The following is a 20245-nucleotide window of genomic DNA, read 5'->3' as shown; positions in this document are numbered from 1 at the left end:
CAGTGGCATCTTTCCTGCTGCAGTAGCTGTCCAGGCATGGGCCGCAACCTCGTTGCGTGCCGCGGCCCTTGCCTGGATTCGAAGCGGGCTACGGGATTACTTGATTTCCAGTTCCTGCAGGGTCGAGAGGGCCTTGTTCCAGGCGGTCTCGCTGTCGCTGCCAGCATCGATCGCCTTGATAGCCGGGCCGAAGACCTGCTCCTGGATCACCGAATCCTGAGGGCCCTTGTACTGGGCCTGGACGCCGTTGGCGCGGTTGCCCAGGATTTCGCCCACCGGTGCGTTATTGAAGAATTCGCTCATCTCATTCGTGCCGGTCACTGCATCGGACTTCTGCGCTTCCAGGTTCGAAGGGAACGTGCCGGCTTCCTCGAATGAGGTCGCCTGCGACGATGCGCTGGTCAGGTACTGGGCGAGCTTCGCAGCCTCGGCCGGGTGCTCGGAGGTGGTCGGCACGGTCAGGAACGAGCCACCCCAGTTGGCCGCGCCGCCCGGGAAGACATCTGCGAAGTCCCAGCCTGCGCTGGAGTCTCCGCCGGCACCCTCAACCTGGCCCTTGACCGTGCCAAGCATCCAGCCCGGGCAAGGCATGACGGCGAAGGAACCGTCAACGAAGGCCTGGCCCTTGCCCCAGTCCCACTGGGTCTGGTTGGCCGACAGCCCCTTGGACGCAGCATCGGAGAGCAGGTCCCAGCGCTCGCGCAGTTCAGCGTTGCCCTCGATATTCAGTGATCCGTCAGCCTTGTAGTAGCCCTCGTCGAGCTGATTGACCATGGAATTCCAGACGAAACCGGACTGGTCGTAGAAGGCCTTGTCGGTCTTCTTCACATACTCGTTGCCTGCCTTGAAGAAGTCTTCCCAGGTTGCGTCGTCGCCACCGAGCAACTCGGCAACTTCTTCGCGCTCGCTGGGCATGCCAGCGTCCTTGAACAGCTTGGCATTGAAGCAGATGCCCATCGGCCCAATGTCCGTACCGTAGCCAATGACGCGGCCTTCTGGGTCGGTGGCCTGCTTGACCTTCCAGTCAACCCAATCCCCCGCTACCTCATTGGCACCGAACTCGCGCAGATCGGTGAAGGAATCTGCAACCGACATCACCTGGCCCAGCCAGCCTTCTTCCACTGCTTGGACATCTGGCAGGCCGGCACCCGCAGCCTGCTTGGTCTTCCAGTCGGTCAACGCGTTGCCACCGGTGTCGATGTTGGTGGCTTCGATGGTGATTCCAGGGTTTTCCTTCTGGTACTTCTCGTACAGCGGGTCCAGTCCCTGGGTGCCGAAGGTCGTCACGGTCAGCGTGACCGGGTTATCAGCCGAGGCCGGCTGGGCATCCTTGCTTGCGTCGGCTGCGCAGCCGGTTGCTACCAGGGCGATGCTTCCGGCAACGGCCGTGGCCAGTGCCAGTGGGGATTTGCGTGAGGGTTTCACGGTGACTCCATTTCGGATATGAATCGTGCGAGCGGGCGAGCGCCAACAAGTTTGAGAGCGCTCTCAAAATACGGCAAAAAAGAAAATTCCTGCGATTTCCTGGATGCCTGAAACGATGAAAGCGACTCTGCCAAACATTTTGTGAGCGCTCTCACAAATCTTCTCCAACAATTCTCCACGATGGAAGTTTTCTGTCAAGCCTTTTCCCCCAAAGAATTCTCCGCCCCGCAGCCAGCACCCCTTTGGGTTCCCCAAAGCGGGTTAAAAGAAGGTGGCCAGGCGCTCTTCAGGGAAGAAGAGCGCCCGGCCACCGCGCAGGCGGGAAAAGTCAGTTTTTCTTATCCAGCTGCAGTCCGACGAGCACCGGGTCATGATCCGAGGAACGGTACTGGTCAGCCGCGAACAGGTTAGTGATGTTGTTGTTGTAGCGGCTGTATTCGTAGCCCACGGATTCAAGGGCGTTGATGTTCCAGATGTCTTCTCCAGTCACCTTGCCCGCCAGCTTCTCCGAAGCGAAGATGTGGTCCAGCGAGCCCACCAAGCCGTCGTAGAGGTAGCTCTGGGAATCGGCTGCGGCGCCGAGGTCCACGTACCCGGCTTCAACCAGAACCTGCATCGGATCTTCAGCCGAATAGGAGTTGAAGTCCCCCGCCAGCAGCACCTGGTCGGTATTGCGCGATTTCTTCAGATCGTCCGCGAAGCCAACCAGCGCTTCCGCCTGGCCGACACGGGCTTCGTTCCAAGCGCCTTGGCCATCGCCGCTGTCGGCATTGCCCGATCCATCAGCAGGATCCGAGCCCTTGGACTTGAAGTGGTTGGCAACGACCAGGAAGCGGGTGTTCTGGTTTCCGCCGACACGCTGGAAGGCCTGGGCCAGTGGATCCCGGGCGTTCACGAATGCTGGATCGTCGAGGATGACCGACTCGTCGATGGGCTTCACTGACTTGTCGCGGTAGATGATCGCGGTGCGGATAACATCTTCGTCAGCGGGCACAACCGATGGGGTCGGGACATAGCTCCAAACCTTCTGGCCAGCTTCCTGGTTCAACTCGTTGACCAAGTGAGCCAGGGCGGCATCGCGGTTCTGTCCGAAGCGTGCCGAGTTCTCGATTTCTTCCAGGACCACCACGTCTGCGGTGAACTTGCCCAGTGCGGCAACGATCTTGGACTGCTGGCGCTCAAAGCTTTCAGCGGTCGCCGCGCCGCGCGCATCGCAACCACCGCGGACATTGATTGGATTGCCCTCGCGGTCGGTGTAGTACGAGCACCCATCGAGCATGTCGCCGGTAGTGGTGAAGTAGTTCAGCACGTTGAAGCTGCCAACGCTGACATTGCCGCCCACCTCTTGCGGAGCGTCGTTGTCGACCTGCTCGAAGTTCACGGCGATATCGGCATCATCGGCGCCGACCACCTGGCCCTGCGGCTGCAAACGCCACATATCGTAGCGGTAGTCCAAAATGACCGGTGCGATGAAGGATGCGTCAGCGCCCACGGTGACGCGCTGCTGCGCGTCGATGTACGGCAGGGCGATCTGCTTGTTCTTGCTGGTGGAGAAGTTCAGCGTGGCCCCGTCATCGACCACGATCGAGCGCTGCTCGTTTTCCGCCGCGAGAGCCTTGGCCTGGGCACTGCCCGGCTTGAAGACATCGGTTGGCTGGCGCAGCAGCCGTTCGCCGGGCAGGATCTCGCTGGTGCCCATGGCCAGGCTCAGCTCGCCGTACTGGTTCAGCGAGTAATTGTCCGAGACGGTGAACTCGCCCTGCGGCTCGATCAGCATGGATTCAAAGCGCTCGCGCTCGGCATCGCTGCTCGGCAGTGAAATCGCCAGCGGCTTGACGCCCTGCGCCGGTTCATCGAGCACCTCGACGCTGCCGGCCTTGAGCTGGGTCAAGCCATAGTATTCGGACACTTCGCCAGAAACCTGGACATGGTCGCCGACGCTCACCGAGGAAACCTCGTCCGGCGCGTACACGAAGATCGCCGAGCTCGCCTGGCCCGAGGCATCTACGCCGCTGCCAGCGCTCTGCAGATAGAAGCCGCGGAATCCGCCGTCGGCGTAGGCTCCGGTGACAACACCGCGCACAGTTGCGTCCCGGCCAGCCATGGGTGAGCTGTCGCCGGTCCCCTGGATCTGTTCGATGGGGGTGATTTCGGCAGTATCGGCGTGCGCCGCCGAGAAGCTCGAAACCGCAAGCGCGGTTCCCAGCACCGCGGCAGCGATGCGAGTGGGACGTCTATTGATCATGTTTTTCCCTAGGTAGATATTCAAGCAGCGGCGGCCCTGCCGCGTGCATGGGCCTGGTTCCAAGGTAAGCAAAGCCCGATTAACTGCACCTGAACTCTGCCCCGCTTTTTCGTGACGTACCCAACAACCATCAAAGGTCATCAAACGCTTTACGTCCAGTAGTGATTAAAGGAACCTTTTCACTAATTGAACTGACCGGTCAGTTCAATTAGTCTTTAACTGTGCTTACCGCAGATTCCATTACCGTCAAGGGACGCCACGACCAGCTCGTGGGGCCCACCTCCGTGCAACTGCAAAGAGGTGAACTGCAGCTGCTGGTATCCGAGCCGCAGATTTCCCGGACCGCGCTGGCCCTTGTACTGAGCGGACGCATGGCACCCAGCTCCGGGACGGTGGTGTGGAATGCGGATCCGAAGCTGCGAACCCTGCGCAAGCACAGCGCTCTGGTCGATTCGCCGGGGATCAATGAACCCGAATCCCACTTGAAGGTTTGCGATCTTGTCGCAGAAGATCTGGGGCTGATCCCGGGGCCAAGCTGGCGCAAGCCCGGCGCCAGGAAGTGGATGGCGCAGCATGGATTCGACGATATCGCCAGCTGCTGGAGCGATGCCATCGATCCGGGCCGCCTCTTCGAGCTCCAGCTCCTGCTGGCTGCCGAGAATCCCCGTCCTGAATTGCTCATCGTCGATTCACCGGACCGGCACGATCTGGAAGACGAGCATTGGCTCGAGACCCTGGAGAACTTCGCTTCCTCGCATCGGGAATTCGCAGTCCTGGCTATCGTCAGCCGGCTGCCCCAGTGCTGGCAGCCGCAAACCGGGCAGGCCGCCGACCCGGAACCAGCAGTGCTCCCGCTGCCCGATCCATCCACCGGGTTCATCCAAGGCGAACTCGATCTGGGCCTGGATCACCTGGCCATGGCCGAGGGCATCGCGGACAACCAGGATTTCTTCCTCCCAGCCGACGAACTTGCTGACGCTGTTCAGTGCGAAGCAAAGGAATAGACCATGACAACTTTGCGACTTGCCCTCTCCGAGCTCAAGCGGATGAGCCGCGGCACCTTGCCCAAACTGGCGCTCATCGCGGTCACCTGCGTTCCGCTGCTCTATGGCGCGCTCTACCTCTACGCCAACTGGGACCCCCAGGGAAACCTCGACAAGGTCACGGCCGCCGTGGTCAATCTGGATGAAGGCGCCGAACAGGACGGCGAGAAAACCCGAGTCGGCGACGACGTCGTCGAGGAATTGGAAGACGACGGCACCTTCAGCTGGGCGCACGTGGATTCCAAGGCGGAAGCCGAGCAGGCCGTGGCCACCGGCCAGTACGCCTTTGCGCTGATCCTGCCCGAGGACTTTTCCTCGGCCCTGGTCTCGCCGGGCGATTTCGATGATGCCGAACAGGCCAATATCGAGCTGCTGACCAACGATGCCAATAACTTCATGGTGTCCAACTTCGCCAAAACGCTGGCTACCACGGTGCGCACCTCGGTCGCCCAGGAAGTGGGAACCGAAACGGCTTCGGCGATGATCGCCGGATTCGTGGACATCCACGATTCGATGGGCGAAGCCGCAGACGGCGCCGGGAAGCTCTACGATGGCACCCTGCGACTGGGCGATGGCGTGGTCACCTTGGCCGATGGCACCACCAAGCTCGTCGATGGCAGCACCGAGCTGAACTCGGGCACCAAGACCCTGAAGAATGGCACCGCCGACCTGTCGGGAGGGTTGGGCCAACTGGTCGACGGCCAAACCCGGCTGCGCGACGGCAGCGCCGAACTGGCCGACGGCACCGCGCAGCTGGCCGACGGCAGCAAAGAGCTGAGCGACGGTCTGCACACCTTGAAGACGCAGACCAAAGCGCTGCCCGGTTCCGTCTCGAAGCTGGATCAAGGCGCCGCCAGCGCGAAAGAAGCCGCCGACCAGCTTGCTGCCGGTTCACAGCAGGTCGCAGACGGCAACCAGCAGCTGGCCAGCACGGCAGATGAGGCCATCGCGGTAATCGACCAGCTGCAGGCCAACACGAAAACGCAGCTGGATAGCGTCAAGGAAGATACGCAGCAGCGCCTGGACGAGTTGGTCAGCAGTGGCGTGCTCACCCAGGACCAGGCTGATTCCATCCAGAGCACGGTCAGCCAAAGCGTGCAGAATTCTACGCTCGGCAATGCCTTGGATACCAAAGTGACCCAGGTCAATACCGAGTTATCTACCCTGCAAACGCAGCTGCACACCCTCGCCGACGGATCGGCGCAGGTAGCCGAAGGAAACCAGCAGCTGGCCACCGGCCTGGGCACCCTCGCGGACGGCACCAAGGCGTTGGATGACGCCATGCCTGCACTCGCGAAGGGCATCGGCTCGGCAGCCCAAGGCTCGGCGAAGCTCGCCTCCGGCGCCGCCGAAGCCCACACCGGGGCAAAGACCCTGGCCGAGGGCCAGCAGTCCGCATTGAATGGCGCCACCGACGCGGCTGACGGCGCAAGCCAACTGGATCAGGGTGCCGGCACGCTGCTCGCCGGCACCGGAGCCCTGCACAACGGACTGGTGCAGCTCTCCGATGGAGTCGGCGAGCTCTCGGACGGCACCGAAGAACTGCAAGACGGTTCAGATGAATTGGCCGCCGGCCTGGAGGACGGCACCGGGAAGGTGCCGAACCCCGATGAGTCCACCAGCGGGCAACTGGCCGAAGTCATGGGCAATCCGGTAGCTGTCTCCAATAGCAAGCAGGCCGAAGCGCAGGCTTATGGCGAAGGCCTTGCCCCCTTCTTCATGACCCTGGCGACCTTTATCGGCGTGCTGATCCTGACCCAGGTGATGCGCCCGATGACCAAGCGCGCGCTGGCTTCCAACGGCAGCAACTGGAAAATTTCCATCGGCGGCTGGTTGCCCTTCGCCGCCATCGCAGTGCTGCAAACCAGCCTGCTCTACGCGGTGGTGCGATTCGGGCTGGGACTGCATGCCGCCCACCCGTGGCTGATCTGGGCTTTGCTGGCCGGTTCTGCCTTATGCTTCAGTGCGCTGATCCAGGGGTGCTTCGCGCTGCTGGGCACCGCTGGAAAGTTCGTGGTGCTGGTACTGATGGTCCTGCAGCTGGTCACCTCAGGCGGCACCTTCCCCTGGGAGACCTTGCCTGATTCGCTGCACCTGCTGCACCGGATCCTGCCCATGAGCAATGTGGTGATCGGCATGCGCCACCTGATGTACGGCGCGGATCTGGGAGTGCTGCCATCGGTTGCCGGTTCGTTGCTGCTCTACACCGCCATTGGACTAGTCTTGAGTATGCTTGCGGTACGCAAGAACAAGACCTGGAGCTTGAAAACACTGCAACCGGAGCTGAAAGAATGACAACGCCAACGGGCCAACGCCGCCGTGTGCGGGCCACGGATTCGAAGGAGAAGCTCTTCGAAGCGGCCATGCAGCTGCTCGGTTCGCGCTCCCCCGAGTCCGTCTCGGTGGACGAGATCGCGGCCGCGGCCGGCGTTTCCAAGGGCACGGTCTACTACAATTTCGGTTCCAAAGACGAGCTGGTCAGCCAGATCCTCAGCTACGGCGCGCACAAGCTCATGGGCGAACTGGCACGTGCGGCCTCCGGGGAAGACCCCTACCTTGCGCTGAGGCAGATGCTTGAATTCTCCATGGACTTCGTCGCCAGCTACCCATCCTTTGCCCATCTGTGGATGCAGGAGCAGCTGAGCGCGGACACCGCCAATGCGTTCGCCAGCACCCCGCTGCACACGCAGGTGACCGGGCTGATCATCGAGGTGCTCGAACGCCTGGTCGTGCTCGAGCCCGACCAGAAGCTCTCGGTAGCCACCAGTATTTTCGGTGCGGCCTTGTTTACTGCCCGGATGCGCGCCTCGGGGCAGACCGGCCTGGATCGCGGGCAAACGGTGCGCGCCGTGCTGCTCACCGTGGATGGGCTTCGCGCTACCCGTCCGGCGGCCGGCTCCTAGGCCTGCGCGTCCCAGCTGGCGGTTTCCCTGATGCCAGGCAGTCCGGCGCTGAAGAGCAGCACCCCGGGATAGCCGTTGAGCAGTTCGGCCACGTCGCCGTAGGCTCCATCGGGCAAGCGGGTCAGCAGCGAATCGACCACCAGCAAGGGCGGTTCGCGCAACAGCGCCCGTGCCACCAGCAACGATGCTTGCTGCCCGGAACTAAGCGGTTCGCCGCCCCGGCGCAAGCGGGCTTCCGCTCCACCGGGCAAATCGGCCATCTTCAAACCGCAGGTTTCAGCCAGCGCCACGGCCTTGCGCAGCGAAGCGCCCGGATGGCGATACCGCAGCGCACGGGCGACACTTCCGCGCTCGGGAACCATGGATTCCAATGCGGAGCCCACGAGCTTGCGGCGGCCGGCAGCAGGCAGATCCTCGCTGCGCCCCTCGGCGATCCACACCCCGGCCTGCGGGTCGGCGCCGTGCACCAGGGCGCCGGTAGCAATGGCCGAAAGCAGCGCCGCGCATTGGCCCTGGCTTCCACGCAGCGCAATTCGCTCCCCGGGCTGTGCCCGCAGGGTGGAAAACTGGTCGGCCATCCCTGCGGGCACCTGGATGCGCACCGAGGAAGGCTGGAGCATTAGCTCCTTGGCATCGCGGGTGCTTGCCGAAGATTCTTCGCGGGCCCGCCAGCGTTCCTGCTCGGCCAGCAGCGGCGCGATGATTCGCCGGCCCGCCTTGTAATTCTGCCGGTACTCCACCACGCGGCCCCACTCGCCCAGGGTTCCTGCGCAAATTCCCATCAGCGTCAGGGCGGTCGCCACGGCGGCTGGCGGAAGCTGCGCCATCGAGGCCGCCGCCACAACCAGCGCGGTACCCAGCAGCGGAATGGCCAGCGCCCCGCCACGCAGGGCGGCGGCGAAACGGGCGCGATGCACCGAAGCATCGATCACCTTCTGCGAGGAGTCCTGCACCCTTTGCACTTCACGTTCCACGCCGCCGCCGGCCGCAATAGCTGTCCGCGCCGCGACGGTATCGGCAATGCGCGAGGCCAGGCTTCCACGGTGCCGGCGCAAGGTCCTGGCGCTCAGGAAAGTACCCCCGGCCAAGGCCGCCAGCAGGACGCCCTCGAGCACCAGGGTCGCGGCCAAGCTCAGGGCCAGGAGCGGATGCAGGAACCACAGGCCCGCACCGCTGACAATCAGCAATGGCAAGCCGGCGACCAGCGGGACCATGCCCTGCACAATCCAGTTGCGGATCGAGGACAGGTCGTTGGTGGAACGGGCGATGGTGATGCCCATGGACGGACCGCGTGCACTGCGCAAAGCGTGCGTGACCAGCCCGCGGCGCAGCTGGGCCACATAATGCTGGCCGAGCTTCTCGGCCAGCACCCGTTCAGCGTACTTGGCCAGGAAGAAGCATCCCACCAAGCCCAGGACCGCGCCAAGAGCTGCCCAGCTGATGCGGGCCGAGAGCTGTCCGATCAGCCAGCCAATGGCAATCGAGAGCAAGCCGGCGAGAATGCCCAGGCTGAGCAATCCGGCCAGCAGCATCCGCCGCCCGGGCGCTACCAGGGCCGGGAGGCGCCCAGGCTGCGCCGGCTGCTCAACGGCGATCTTCTGGTCCAGCATCTTGGCTCCTAGCGGGTTGGCAGCAGGGCGGCGGCAACCTCTGCCTGGCACAGGTCGAAGGTCCCGACGACCGGGGTGGACAGCTGCGCCTGGGCTTCCATCGCGGCCAGCGGGGAGGCCGTGAGCACCCCGGAAACCGCGGCAACATCCAGGCCTGCTTCGCGCAGGATCCGCTCTCCGGCCTGGGCGCCCAAGGCGTCCTGGGCGCTGAACAGCACGCGGTCTACATGCTCGGCGAAAATCGGGTCGCGCAACAAGCGGGAAGTTTCGCCCTGGAACAGCCCGTCGGCGATCTCGATGACCACTGCGTCTGCGCCGGTGGCGCTTTGCTCGCGGATCATCGCCACCAGCAAGTCGCGCACGGTTTCGTAGTCCAAGCGGTAGGTGGTTGGGAAGCCGAAGTCGGTGAAGTCGCAGACGCTGAAGGCGCCGGCATCGGTGAACAGGTTCGGATCATTGCCGGCACCCGTGCCGGTGGCCTTGCCTGCGGCAACTTCCATGCCGGAGTTGACCAGTCCGTTGACCAGGCATCCCAGGGTGGTGGACTTGCCGGAGTTCATCGAGGTGCCCAGCACTGCGATCACCGGCGGGCGCGGCGCGGCAACCTGCGCTGCGCGCGGCGATGCGTTCTCGATGCCCAGGGGAGCGAAGTCCACCAGGTTCACGACCTTGCCGTGGCGCATCAGCAGGCCTGTGGGCTGCAGCTGTGTCGCCATATCGATCGAGGCGTGCTGTTCGATGACTTCGCTGGCGACACCGCCGCCTGCAACCAGCTGGCATGGACCCAGGTTATCCGGCACATGGGCCAGGAACTGGTCTGGTGCGTAGCGGTGGCCGTAGGCGACCATGATTTCCTGTCCGACGAACATCAGCTGGCGTCGGGAAACCGGGGACTGCAGGCGCGTGTGCTTGCCTAGCTCGGTCACAGCCGCGATGACGACGTCACCGGCACGCGGCACCATGTTTGCGCGGCGCACGATCTCGAAATCCTGCGGATTGCGCTGCAGCTCGGCTGCAACGAAGCGGGTGGTGTAGGCAGCGCGGATGGTGCGGGCGCGCTGTGCATCGATCTGCTGCTGCACTTCATTGCGCGCTGCGGGGGTCTGCGTTGGAAGTGATTCTGCGATGATGGCCATCTGCCTGTTCCTCTTTCAGTGTTTCCGGCCCGCCGTTGCGGTTTGCCGGTGCTGGCCGTGCTGCCAACGATTCCCAGTGAAACGAGCAATGGTTAACTGAAAGTGAACGGTTCATGAGGTGGCGAGGTGTATTCGATGAGAGGCCTATCATCTGCTTCTCATAAAGGCAGATCACCGCTTATTTACAGGCTGACTAGTGCATTAGAAAAAACTTGATGAGACTTCTCTCATGCGGGCCGCGGTGCGGAGAAATGCGTGACGCGCGCATCACGGGCATCCAGGTGCGAGTACGGATGCTTGGTTTCCAGCACCGTGGTTCCCAGGGTCGGATAGTTCATCGCCAGCTCGTAAACGGCTTCTTCATCCGAGTCCATTGCCGCCAAGCGCAGCGCCAATTCCTGGAGCACCGGCTGGTGCCCGATCACCAGCAGGTTGCTGACCGTATCGGGAACTTCATTGATGATGGAGCACAACTGCGAGGCTCCTGCGGTGAAAATGCGCGAATCGACATAGGGGGTCGGGCCCTTCTCGCCGAGTTCGGAAAGCACCCAGGCGCAGGTGGAGCGCGCACGCAGCGCGTCGGAGCAGATGATGTAGTCCGGTATCAGGCCATTCTCCACAAGCCAGGCTCCGGCGGCCGGGGCTTCGCGGTGCCCGCGGGCCGCCAGCGGCCGGTCGTGATCCGCGACGCCCAGCGGGTAGTCGGCTTTGGCGTGGCGCATCAGCATGAGCTTGCGGGAATGCATGGTGTTCATTGTTCCAGCTTAAGACAGCAGTGTCGGGCAAACCGAACCCGGTTTGCCCGCCACTGCTGCCAGCTGATGCTAGATGGAGTATTCCGGAGCTGCCCAGACAACAACTTCTGGGTGCTCGTAGAAGCGGTAGCCCTGGCCACGTACGGTGCGCACGGTATTGGCCAGGCGTCCCAGCTTGGAACGCAGACGACGGATATGCACGTCGATGGTGCGTTCGTTAGGGACTTCTTCGGCATTGCGCCACAGGTTTTCCAGCAGCTCTTCGCGGCCTACGGTGCGGGTGCCGTTTTCCACGAGGAAGTTCAGCAGCTCGAATTCCTTGAAGGTCAGGTTCAGGGTTTCGCCATCCAGGTAGACTTCGCGGCGCGAGAGGTCGATCAGCACGCCAGATGGGCGCGGGGTGGATGGACGGGCTTCAGCGCGTGGCCGGCGGGAAATCGTCGGATCGCCCAAAGCCTGGCGAACTACATCGATGGGCTCACCCTGGGCGCTAGTTGGAGCCAGTGCCACGGCGGCATGGGTCTGCGCTTGCGGCGACAAAGTGGCCAGGAAGGCGCGGACCTGGGTGGCCAGCTTGCCCAGCGAGGTGCCCTGCGCCTGGGCGGCAGTTTCATCCAGGCCCACGTAGAGCACGAAGCCGCGTGCGGAGGTGTCGGCGCTTGGCTGGCCTGTTGACTGCACTGGAGTGCTAGCCGGCTGATGCGATGCATCACGTGTTTCATGAACATTGGAAACCGCGCGCAGCGGACGGTAACCCGCTGGTGCATAGCTGCCAGAAGCTGAACGCTGCGCAGCTGCTGCGCGGTTCTGCGCATTGCGAATTGAAACGTGGACGTATCCGGAACCAGCCGACATAATCTTTTCCTCTTTTAGTGCGAAGGCCAAGTGGTTTGGCGCTCATGCTTCGGGTTTTGCTTGCGCTGTTCGCGGCCTTCGTCCACGTTCAGCAGTTGGGTTTCCCGTCAATAACTCCCAAAATCGGATTACAAATCACTCATAATTCGGCTTGGATGCCATGGACGCCGAGCATTCGTTGAGGACGATCTTGGGCAACTCGATGTTGGAATCCGAGGTGCTTTTACCGTCCTGCGCCGTACTCACACCTCTAGTTTCCTCGTAACATTGGCAACTTGCAAGTAACAATGAACACCTGCGTCCACATAATGAGACGAATGTTTCCAAACGTGACGCACAACACTTTAGACAATTCTAGGCTACCTAAGCGCTTAACTAAACAATATGGTCAACATATCAATAGAACTTCGTCATTATGTCCGGTCCATTCATAGGCCTGAATATTCATTCATCACTATGGTCCGTCCACGCTTCAATCATTCGTCGTTCTTAGGGGTTGACCAAATTAACCACTATCGGTTCGGGTTTTCCCCGCATAAAATCGACTTATAGTCATAGCTGGCACACAGCAAAAACATATTCTCGGCCCATGGCAATAGGACAAGCTGATTAACATGAATGAATCACGATTCTCCCCTTCGCAATTGCCCCGGCTGACTCACCCTGATGGCACGGCAATCAAAGTTCTCGTGGTCGATGATGAACCTTCATTGGCGGAATTGGTCGCCATGGGAACCCGCATGCTCGGCTGGGAAGCCACGATGGCCCACGATGGGCCCGAAGCAGTAGCCACCGCTCGCTCCCTGGCGCCGGACGTACTGGTTCTCGACTGGATGCTGCCTGGGTTCGACGGCCCCGAGGTGCTGCGCAAGGTGCGCACCCACTTCCCTGAAATCCCCGTACTTTTCCTCACTGCCAAGGACGCGGTTGAAGACCGTATCGAGGGCCTGGGGGCCGGTGCAGACGACTACGTCGCCAAGCCCTTCAGCCTCGAAGAGGTCCTGATCCGATTGCACCGACTCGTGGAACGTTCCGGTGCGGCCACTGCGGATTCCGCTGAATTGGTCGTCGGCGATCTGGTGCTGAACATGGACTCGCACGACGTATCCCGCGCAGGCCGCGAAATTTCGCTGACCGCCACCGAATTCGACCTGCTCAGCTACCTGATGAACAACGCCCGCCGTGTGGTATCCAAGTCGCAGATCCTGGACAACGTCTGGCACTACGATTTCGACGGCCAGGCGAACATCGTCGAACTGTACATCTCGTACCTGCGCAAGAAGATTGACGTTGACGCGGAGCCGATGATCCACACCGTGCGTGGCGTTGGCTACGTGCTGAAGCCGGCTGCATGAGTTTCTTTTCCCCGAATACCAGGGTGAGCTCGCCGCACGCGCTGCAGCGCAAACTGCTGCTCATCCTGCTGACCTCGGTCACCGCCGTATCTGTCTTGCTCGGCCTGCTCTATAACGCGGGCATGCGCCAGACCTTGATGGACCAGCTCAACAGCCAGCTGCGGCTCACCACCGAACGCGCGCTGAATTATTCGCAGGGTGCACCAGCGGTGAACTCCCGGCTTGATGCCCCCGGCCAGTCCGCCGGCACGCTGACCGCGCGGTTCGTCGACAAATACGTCTTCAACGGCGGGGTGCTGGACGAACGCACCGGCGTGCTGAAGCAGCTGAGCCAGGAAGATGCCATCCCGATGGTGGATCTGGAGCTGAGCACGTTGCGTGCCGGCGGGCAGTTCAAGCCGGTACGTGCCCACCTGACTGTGGGCGACTATTACCTCGTCGCAGTCAAGGACTCTGGATCCAACGGCATCCTGATTGTCGGTTTGCCCCTGCACAGCACCGATCTGGCGTTGCGCGGCATGGCCTGGCTGACGCTGTTCATCGCCTTGATCCTGATCGCCGGTGCGGGCCTGGCCGGTTCGTGGCTGATCTCCCGCTCGCTTGCCTCGCTGAAGCGCGTGGCCACCGTGGCTGCTTCGGTTGCCGCCGAAGAGCTTGATTCAGGAAAGGTGGACCTGACCCAGCGCGTCCCGGCGCAAGATGCAGTCCCCGGTACCGAGGTGGGCAATGTCGGCAATGCGCTGAACGCGATGATCAGCAACGTCTCCACCGCGCTGACCGCCCGCGAGAAGTCCCAGGCCCAGATGCGCCAATTTGTCGCCGATGCCTCGCACGAACTGCGCACTCCGCTCTCGGCGATCCGCGGCTACACCGAGCTGCTCTCGGCCACTGAGCATTTCTCCCCGGACGGGCAGCGCTCGGTGGACCGCGTTCTGCAGCAAAGCAGCCGAATGAGCTCACTGGTTGAGAATCTGCTGCTCCTGGCTCGGCTGGATGAGGAGAATGCGTTCAAGCGCAGCGAAATTGACCTGTGCTCGCTGACATCGGATATCACCGAGGACTTCAAGCTCACCGCGAGCGACCACCATTGGGAGTTCGACTGCCAGGCGCCGCAGACCATTGTCAATGGCGACTCGGCCTCGCTTCGCCGGGTGATCACCAACCTCTTGGCCAACGCCCGCAAGCACACGACGGCCGGAAACACCGTCACCGTTTCGGTGGACCAAGACGAAGACACCGATGAAGCCATCATCCGGGTTCACGACACCGGTGAGGGCATTGCCCCGGAATTCCTGCCTCGGGTCTTCGAACGTTTCACCCGCGCCGACAAGGCGCGTTCTGGCTCCGATGGCACGACCGGGCTGGGCCTGCCGATCGCCAAGAGCATCGTCGAAGCCCACGGGGGCACCGTCACGGTCACCTCCCAGCCAGGAGATACCGTCTTCGAGGTCCGGCTTCCGTTGGACACGCCCGAAACCGGTGAAGAAACGCCGAAGGCTGCGGTGTAGTCACCGCAGCCTTCGGGCACATCGCTTAGCTGGAACTAGGCAATGGGCGGGGTCACGCCATACAGGCGGTCGCCGGCATCGCCCAGGCCTGGGATGATGTAGGACTTCTCGTCCAGCTTTTCGTCCATCGCTGCCAGCACGATGTGCACGCGATGATCGCCACCGTGGATTTCCTTCAGACGCTCGATGCCCTCAGGGGCAGCGATCAGGCAAATGCAGGTAACGGATTCTGCGCCGCGTTCGAAGATGAACTTGATGGCCTCGGCCAGGGTGCCGCCGGTGGCCAGCATCGGATCCAGCACGAACACTTGGCGGCCGGCCAAGTCATTTGGCACGCGGTCAGCGTAGGTGATGATGTCCAGGGTTGCCTCGTTGCGGGCCATGCCCAGGAAGCCGACCTCAGCGGTCGGAACCAGGCGGGTCATGCCTTCGAGCATGCCCAGGCCGGCGCGCAGGATGGGGACAACCAGCGGGGTCGGCTTGGCAATGGAGGTACCGGTGGTGGTGGCGACCGGGGTCTGCACCTCAACGTTTTCGGTTTTCACCTCGCGGGTTGCCTCATAAGCCAGCAGGGTGACCAGTTCGTCGGTCAGCTGGCGGAAAATCGAGGATGGGGTGTTCTTATCACGAAGAACCGAAACCTTGTGTGCCACCAGTGGGTGGTCGACTACCTGTACGCGCATAAGTAGAAATCTATCAGCACCGACTCAGGCAAATCGAGAGATATCCCCGATTTCCCGCCGTTAAAGCACTTTGGTGTGCCCAAGGAAACAGCAAACTTCAGTGCAGTGCGCAGTGCACCACACTCCGAGCACCCGGCTACCGTCCCAAAACACGTAAAGTGAAAGCACTATGGTGCACGAATTTGATGCTTGGATGGACCTCGCCTTGGCTGAAGCGCGCGAAGCGCTGGCTACTGATGACGTACCCATCGGCGCCGTCATCCTCTCCCCCGAAGGCGAAGTCCTGGCCACCGGACGCAACGAGCGCGAGGCCATCAAGGACCCCACGGCGCATGCCGAGGTGGTCGCCATTCGCAATGCGGTCAAGGCCTTGGAAGCCAAGGGACAAGATGATGGCTGGCGCTTATCCGACTGCACCCTGGTGGTGACCCTTGAGCCCTGCGCCATGTGCGCCGGGGCAATAGTCCTTTCGCGCATTCCCAAATTGGTCTTCGGGGCCTGGGACGAGAAGGCCGGCGCGTGCGGCTCGGTCTTCGATATCGTCCGTGAACCGCGATTGAACCATTGGGTCGAGGTGTACTCGCGGGTCAAGGAAGAAGAATGCGGTGACCTGTTGCGTGAATTCTTCCGGAGCAAGCGCGGCTAGAAACCGACGTTGATGTGTTTCGGAACACTTCAGGCCAAAAACAGCGCTCTCGTTTTTGTTTTCGCCTGATGTTCGTTATAGAGTTATCAGGTCTGGTGACGTGTCCGAGCGGCCGAAGGTGCAACACTCGAAATGTTGTGTACGGTAACCCCGTACCGTGGGTTCAAATCCCACCGTCACCGCCAATGAAAACCCCTGGTCAGCCAGGGGTTTTCTTCTTTTAAAGATTTGACATGGTGCACTTATGGTGCATATTTCACCGGAGGGTAGTTACGACATGCCCATCCTTCGTTGTGAACACGGCTACCACCACCATGCAGGCCCGCACGCCTGCGACTGGGTGAACCACAACGAAGAATGACCATACTGGGCATCGCGCAAGCAGGACGAAAAAGATCTCTAGCCTCCCGCCGGCTGCCGCACCTGCTGCGCGCGCTTGCCCTCAGGAAGCCGGGCACAGAGAAAGGTCCCCCTGCTGCTGTATGCGGCAAGGGGATCTCTTCGGGTTAGGCTCAGCGGATCTGGACATTGCTCGTCTCGGCTCATTCGACGAACGAGCCGGCGTTACCTACTATCGTGAAGTGCTGGTCTTCGAGTGGTGGCGGTAGTTGGTGAACGCCAGGATCAGCGCTGCTAGCAGCAGTACTCCGCCAACAGCCCATCCAACCACGGCGTAGTCGGTAAGCTGAGGGACCCGTGGCAGGTTGATCGCGGCTACCGCAAGGAACAGAAGCACCACTACGGTGCTCTTCCTGGCGGCAGACGAATTGCTAGGTTGCTTTGTCATTTGCCGTTTCCTTTCTCGTGCCTAGCTGGCACCGCTCAGGCACTGTCCTACGGATGCGCCAGCAACAGCGGTGAAACTAGCCACGCAGATGATGCAGCCTGTTCCCACGGTAACAGCACAGAACGCCGCACAGGTGGAGATGATCACGAGCGCCGCCATGGTGGAGATGCCCAGCGCGTTGAGGCACTTGATCACACCTTCGTTGCCAGCGGCCGCAACGCCCACCGACGAGCCTTCAGGAGACATGGCGCTCAAGGCTTTCGCAGCCCGAGCTTCAGCTTCGGGAGTAGCTTCAACAGTCCACTGCTTGAGCAAACTCCCATCGACCCACTGCTTCACCTCGGCAGTGCTGTCGCTGGTGTACGTGGCTTGAACCTGTGCGAAGCTCTGGACAACGTCTCCAGCAGCGTCAACCACGGCAACGGCGAAGGAGCCCTCGTCGTGGCCGTCCCCAGACGTAGCCGCTGCCACCATCAGCGAACTGGAGCCATTGATCCGGGCGACGTTTGCCTGCTTGATATCGACTTCTGCACCGTTTCGCAGCTGAGCATCGAAACTCGGTTCGGCACTTGCGATCGCCCGCTCGACAGCTGACTCCGAAAGCGGCTCGTTGTTTAGGAACGAACCTTCGGAAGCGTTGACCGGACTAGCAACCGCGAAGAGCATCGCCCAGCCTGCAACCATCGCGATGATTGCTTTCGAGATCTTTTTCATGTTGACCACTTCCTATTTCTGGGCCTGGTCGATGCAATATCCTACCTGACCGCCCCATACGCCCGCGGCTGCGGCGATGCAAGGCAGTTGTTGAGCTTGTCCCAGAAACCGGCATATGTGGTGACGTTGTTTTCCGCGCCAGCTGTGGTCAATTGCTTGCCCATGGTCAGATTTCCGTCGACCCACATGCGGGCATGACCAGATACGTCGTCGCCAATGAAAGCCATCTCTGTGCGCTGCGCAACGTTGCCAGACTTATCAAGCAGCGCACCGACTGTGGCGAGCTGAACGCCGTCGCCAACGAGCGGGTAACTGACATACGATGTCCCGTCGGACATCGACCATGCCTGAACGTCTGAACGATCGACCTTCAGGCCTGAGAGCGACTCCGTTGGAAGATCAGCGCTGTTGGCCAACTGAACAGCCTCGGACTTTGGCAGACTCTCGGCATTCTCGCCAAAGCTGGCAATGCTGGTCACGGCCGGAGACGAAGCGGCCGCCGCTGGCTTCGTCAATGCAGTACTCAGAGTCAGGACCAGAGAAGCGATTGCCACGAACGCGATCGCAAGGTACGTGACCCCGGAGCGGAATTGTTGTCTTGATGTTGGGATTGGAATGCAGTGGTCGTCATTTGACCGGACCGCAATCGAGTGAAGTTTAAGCTTCACGACTATCACCTTTTGAATGAATCGAAATCTACATCCTCGTAAAGATCGGCGCATCATCTGCCGTGCCAAGCGGGGGTCGACCGGAATCGCGCCACCGAATCAAAAGTCCTCGCTCTGGATCGGATCTCCCCAGAAACGAGCACGTTTAATAATCATCATTAAATAAGAACGGCGTAAATACTACTTAAGTAGGAGGGCAAAACCCGCCTCGGATTACTCGATGGTCGGCAGAAGGGCAGATGGATGCTCGCCGAGACCACGGGCAATCTTCACGATGGTGTCCAAGGTGGGATTCCTGCGACCACGCTCGATTCCGCTGACATAAGTCCGGTCGAGCTCAGGATGGTTGGCAAAGGCTCCTTGCGACGTAAACCCTTGGCTTTCCTCAACTCTCGGACCCGGTCGCCAAACGCGCGTCGATGCTCAGGAATGTTCATATATCAAGCTTTTTGATTATGATGACCATGAGACAACGGACTATGAGTCACAAGCACGAACATCTACGCTAGGAAGCCATGGCATCGATCACCATGCCGACAAAACGAATCCGAGCCCTGAGAGTACTCTCACGGACTGCTAAAGGTTTCAAATCCCACAGTCACCGCCAGAAAAACCCCGGGAATCAATGATCCCCGGGGTTTTGCTGTGCCTAGAGCTAGTTCGCGAAGGTATCGGTGAGCTTGCCCTTGGCATCCCACAGCGCCAGCGAGTCGCCACCGTTGTTCAGGATTCCCGGTCCGTCCACGTAGTAGGCTTCTTCGCTGTTGGTACCCGGACCCGAGTACACGCGCAGCTGATCGCCTGTCTCCAGCTCGTATCCTTCGCCAATTTCCAGGATGTTGTTAGCGGCATCGCGAATGATGTAGCCGCTGACATCGATGGTGCGCTTTCCGGTGTTCTCCAGGATCACGTGCTCGCCATTTTCTGGGGCGATGTCATCTCCCGGCACGTCATTGATCGCGTTGGCAATCACCACGCCATTGTTGGCAGGGAAATCCTTCTGGCCAGCGATGTGGCGGTTCACCTGTGCTGGGAAGTCGCCGGTGATTCGCTCGACACCCAGGGCCAGTGCAGCATCGGTTGCTTCGACGGCGTTGACGGTGTAGACGCCCAGGCCCAAGCCTGCGTCCTTCACGCGCTGCGCACCGGCGGCGTCAAGGGTGCGGTAGCTAGTGCCGAAAGAATCCGCGTAGGTCGCGTAGGTTGCCAGTTCCGCGGCAGAAGGCACGGTTCCGGCCAGCTGCTGCAGTGGTACTTCAGGTGCCAGTTGGGCAAAGATCTGGTTGGATGCTGCGTCGAAGCTGAGGACCTCGATCTTGTTGGCCTCTGCCAGTGCCTTCCATTCAGGATCCTCAGCCAGCGCGTCGGCTACCAGCTTCTCCACGCCAGGAGACTTGGCTGGATCTTTGATTTCGATGAATACTCCCGTGCCACCGGTCAGTACACCTGGAACCTCATCGAAATGGGGAATTTTCGTTCCCTCGAACTCGTCTGAGAAGTAGGAACCGGCATCGAGCTGCTGCAGTTCTTCCCAGGTAAATGACGTGATGGGGTCATTGACGCGGCCAGGGAAGACCTCTGCCACGTTCGTGGTGCGGGAGGGCGTACCGTCGTGGAAGATGAACGGTACTCCGTCCTTGGACAGCTGCACATCGATTTCGATGAATTCAGCGCCGGACTGGCTGCCTGCCTTGATGGCAGCCAAGGTGTTCTCCGGTGCCACGCCTGCTGCTCCGCGGTGGCCGATGATCAGTGGATCAGATCCAGTCGGTTCGATCTGAGCAGCCACGGCGGGAGCTGCCAGGGTGACGGCCAAAGCCAGAGTTGCCGTGCCAAGGGTGATATTGCGCAGTTTCATGGAGCACTTCCGTCGGTGTCATTGGTGTACACCGGCCATGTTTCCGCGCGCTGA

The 20245-nt window shown here is 61.3% G+C and carries 17 protein-coding genes, 1 tRNA gene and 1 pseudogene; 7 read left to right on the top strand and 12 right to left on the bottom strand.

Annotated elements, in window-relative coordinates; all coding sequences use genetic code 11:
- Window positions 1-96: 96 nt before the first annotated feature.
- Together ACWICV_RS16475 and ACWICV_RS16470 are read right to left on the bottom strand one after the other, a co-directional pair.
- Window positions 97-1425, bottom strand: coding sequence for an ABC transporter substrate-binding protein (locus tag ACWICV_RS16475; protein ID WP_133835076.1), 1329 nt, complete (start codon window positions 1423-1425; stop codon window positions 97-99).
- A gap of 328 nt (window positions 1426-1753) precedes the next feature.
- Window positions 1754-3670, bottom strand: a complete 1917-nt coding sequence (locus ACWICV_RS16470; protein WP_454091355.1) for an ExeM/NucH family extracellular endonuclease — start codon at window positions 3668-3670, stop codon at window positions 1754-1756.
- A gap of 221 nt (window positions 3671-3891) precedes the next feature.
- Between ACWICV_RS16470 and ACWICV_RS16465 the strand changes: the two genes are divergently transcribed.
- Genes ACWICV_RS16465 through ACWICV_RS16455 form a run of 3 tightly spaced genes read left to right on the top strand, consistent with a single transcriptional unit; the run spans window position 3892 to window position 7616 of the window.
- Window positions 3892-4674: an ABC transporter ATP-binding protein gene (locus ACWICV_RS16465; protein ID WP_454091354.1), complete on the top strand. Its 783-nt coding sequence runs from the start codon at window positions 3892-3894 to the stop codon at window positions 4672-4674.
- Between the two features lie 3 nt (window positions 4675-4677).
- The gene (locus ACWICV_RS16460) at window positions 4678-7008 is read left to right on the top strand and encodes a YhgE/Pip family protein (RefSeq protein ID WP_454091353.1); all 2331 of its coding nucleotides are present in this window, start codon (window positions 4678-4680) and stop codon (window positions 7006-7008) included.
- Window positions 7005-7616, top strand: a complete 612-nt coding sequence (locus ACWICV_RS16455) for a TetR/AcrR family transcriptional regulator (RefSeq protein ID WP_400291237.1) — start codon at window positions 7005-7007, stop codon at window positions 7614-7616. The genes ACWICV_RS16460 and ACWICV_RS16455 overlap by 4 nt, the downstream gene beginning before the upstream one ends.
- On the opposite strand, the gene ACWICV_RS16450 is transcribed toward ACWICV_RS16455, so the two are convergent.
- The 4 genes from ACWICV_RS16450 to ACWICV_RS16435 all read right to left on the bottom strand — a co-directional run bounded on the left by ACWICV_RS16450 (window position 7613) and on the right by ACWICV_RS16435 (window position 11972).
- Window positions 7613-9226: an ABC transporter transmembrane domain-containing protein gene (locus ACWICV_RS16450; RefSeq protein WP_105658816.1), complete on the bottom strand. Its 1614-nt coding sequence runs from the start codon at window positions 9224-9226 to the stop codon at window positions 7613-7615. The two genes, ACWICV_RS16455 and ACWICV_RS16450, sit on opposite strands and share 4 nt — an antisense overlap.
- 8 nt (window positions 9227-9234) lie before the next feature.
- Window positions 9235-10362 (bottom strand): DUF1611 domain-containing protein, encoded by a 1128-nt coding sequence (locus tag ACWICV_RS16445; RefSeq protein ID WP_454091352.1) that lies wholly within the window; start codon window positions 10360-10362, stop codon window positions 9235-9237.
- 227 nt (window positions 10363-10589) lie between these two features.
- Window positions 10590-11117 (bottom strand): SixA phosphatase family protein, encoded by a 528-nt coding sequence (locus ACWICV_RS16440; protein ID WP_454091351.1) that lies wholly within the window; start codon window positions 11115-11117, stop codon window positions 10590-10592.
- A 69-nt stretch (window positions 11118-11186) separates the two neighbouring features.
- Window positions 11187-11972, bottom strand: a complete 786-nt coding sequence (locus tag ACWICV_RS16435) for a winged helix-turn-helix domain-containing protein (protein ID WP_105658819.1) — start codon at window positions 11970-11972, stop codon at window positions 11187-11189.
- Window positions 11973-12586: 614 nt separating this feature from the next.
- On the opposite strand from ACWICV_RS16435, the gene ACWICV_RS16430 reads away from it, so the two are divergent.
- Together ACWICV_RS16430 and ACWICV_RS16425 are read left to right on the top strand one after the other, a co-directional pair.
- Window positions 12587-13327: a response regulator transcription factor gene (locus ACWICV_RS16430; RefSeq protein ID WP_105658820.1), complete on the top strand. Its 741-nt coding sequence runs from the start codon at window positions 12587-12589 to the stop codon at window positions 13325-13327.
- Window positions 13324-14835: a sensor histidine kinase gene (locus ACWICV_RS16425; RefSeq protein ID WP_105662484.1), complete on the top strand. Its 1512-nt coding sequence runs from the start codon at window positions 13324-13326 to the stop codon at window positions 14833-14835. Before ACWICV_RS16430 ends, ACWICV_RS16425 begins: the two co-directional genes overlap by 4 nt.
- Before the next feature lie 35 nt (window positions 14836-14870).
- On the opposite strand, the gene upp is transcribed toward ACWICV_RS16425, so the two are convergent.
- Complete coding sequence (gene upp, locus ACWICV_RS16420) at window positions 14871-15518, bottom strand: uracil phosphoribosyltransferase (protein ID WP_105658822.1); 648 nt, start codon at window positions 15516-15518, stop codon at window positions 14871-14873.
- 169 nt (window positions 15519-15687) lie between these two features.
- Here upp and tadA point away from each other — a divergent pair, with 169 nt between their 5' ends.
- Together tadA and ACWICV_RS16410 are read left to right on the top strand one after the other, a co-directional pair.
- On the top strand, window positions 15688-16164 hold the full coding sequence (gene tadA / locus ACWICV_RS16415) for a tRNA adenosine(34) deaminase TadA (protein ID WP_105658823.1): 477 nt from the start codon (window positions 15688-15690) through the stop codon (window positions 16162-16164).
- 94 nt (window positions 16165-16258) lie between these two features.
- A tRNA-Ser gene (locus tag ACWICV_RS16410) sits at window positions 16259-16349 on the top strand.
- 386 nt (window positions 16350-16735) lie between these two features.
- Here the strand turns inward: ACWICV_RS16410 and ACWICV_RS16405 are convergent.
- The 5 genes and pseudogenes from ACWICV_RS16405 to ACWICV_RS16385 form a co-directional block, all read right to left on the bottom strand.
- Window positions 16736-16951: a hypothetical protein gene (locus ACWICV_RS16405; RefSeq protein WP_133835086.1), complete on the bottom strand. Its 216-nt coding sequence runs from the start codon at window positions 16949-16951 to the stop codon at window positions 16736-16738.
- A gap of 21 nt (window positions 16952-16972) precedes the next feature.
- Window positions 16973-17665: a hypothetical protein gene (locus ACWICV_RS16400; RefSeq protein ID WP_402473632.1), complete on the bottom strand. Its 693-nt coding sequence runs from the start codon at window positions 17663-17665 to the stop codon at window positions 16973-16975.
- Window positions 17666-17706: 41 nt separating this feature from the next.
- A complete protein-coding gene (locus ACWICV_RS16395; protein ID WP_402473633.1) occupies window positions 17707-18144 on the bottom strand; it encodes a hypothetical protein in 438 nt (145 codons plus the stop codon).
- A 402-nt stretch (window positions 18145-18546) separates the two neighbouring features.
- Window positions 18547-18657 (bottom strand): annotated as a pseudogene (locus tag ACWICV_RS16390) (helix-turn-helix domain-containing protein); the annotation flags it as partial.
- A 331-nt stretch (window positions 18658-18988) separates the two neighbouring features.
- Entirely contained in the window at window positions 18989-20191 is a 1203-nt protein-coding gene (locus ACWICV_RS16385; RefSeq protein ID WP_402473634.1) for a glycerophosphodiester phosphodiesterase family protein, read from the bottom strand.
- Window positions 20192-20245 lie beyond the last annotated feature (54 nt).

The organism is Glutamicibacter sp. NPDC055354, from assembly GCF_053644955.1.
The sequence above is the reverse complement of the archived record's forward strand: the minus strand, read 5'-3'. Positions and strand labels throughout refer to the sequence as shown.

Bases quoted from the DNA above. Each gene is read 5' to 3' on its own strand.
- ACWICV_RS16470 (WP_454091355.1), bottom strand. From the start codon at position 3,670: ATGATCAATAGACGTCCCACTCGCATCGCTGCCGCGGTGCTGGGAACC.
- ACWICV_RS16460 (WP_454091353.1), top strand. From the start codon at position 4,678: ATGACAACTTTGCGACTTGCCCTCTCCGAGCTCAAGCGGATGAGCCGC.
- ACWICV_RS16455 (WP_400291237.1), top strand. From the start codon at position 7,005: ATGACAACGCCAACGGGCCAACGCCGCCGTGTGCGGGCCACGGATTCG.
- ACWICV_RS16450 (WP_105658816.1), bottom strand. From the start codon at position 9,226: ATGCTGGACCAGAAGATCGCCGTTGAGCAGCCGGCGCAGCCTGGGCGC.
- ACWICV_RS16445 (WP_454091352.1), bottom strand. From the start codon at position 10,362: ATGGCCATCATCGCAGAATCACTTCCAACGCAGACCCCCGCAGCGCGC.
- ACWICV_RS16440 (WP_454091351.1), bottom strand. From the start codon at position 11,117: ATGAACACCATGCATTCCCGCAAGCTCATGCTGATGCGCCACGCCAAA.
- ACWICV_RS16435 (WP_105658819.1), bottom strand. From the start codon at position 11,972: ATGTCGGCTGGTTCCGGATACGTCCACGTTTCAATTCGCAATGCGCAG.
- ACWICV_RS16430 (WP_105658820.1), top strand. From the start codon at position 12,587: ATGAATGAATCACGATTCTCCCCTTCGCAATTGCCCCGGCTGACTCAC.
- ACWICV_RS16425 (WP_105662484.1), top strand. From the start codon at position 13,324: ATGAGTTTCTTTTCCCCGAATACCAGGGTGAGCTCGCCGCACGCGCTG.
- upp (WP_105658822.1), bottom strand. From the start codon at position 15,518: ATGCGCGTACAGGTAGTCGACCACCCACTGGTGGCACACAAGGTTTCG.
- tadA (WP_105658823.1), top strand. From the start codon at position 15,688: ATGGTGCACGAATTTGATGCTTGGATGGACCTCGCCTTGGCTGAAGCG.
- ACWICV_RS16405 (WP_133835086.1), bottom strand. From the start codon at position 16,951: ATGACAAAGCAACCTAGCAATTCGTCTGCCGCCAGGAAGAGCACCGTA.
- ACWICV_RS16400 (WP_402473632.1), bottom strand. From the start codon at position 17,665: ATGAAAAAGATCTCGAAAGCAATCATCGCGATGGTTGCAGGCTGGGCG.
- ACWICV_RS16385 (WP_402473634.1), bottom strand. From the start codon at position 20,191: ATGAAACTGCGCAATATCACCCTTGGCACGGCAACTCTGGCTTTGGCC.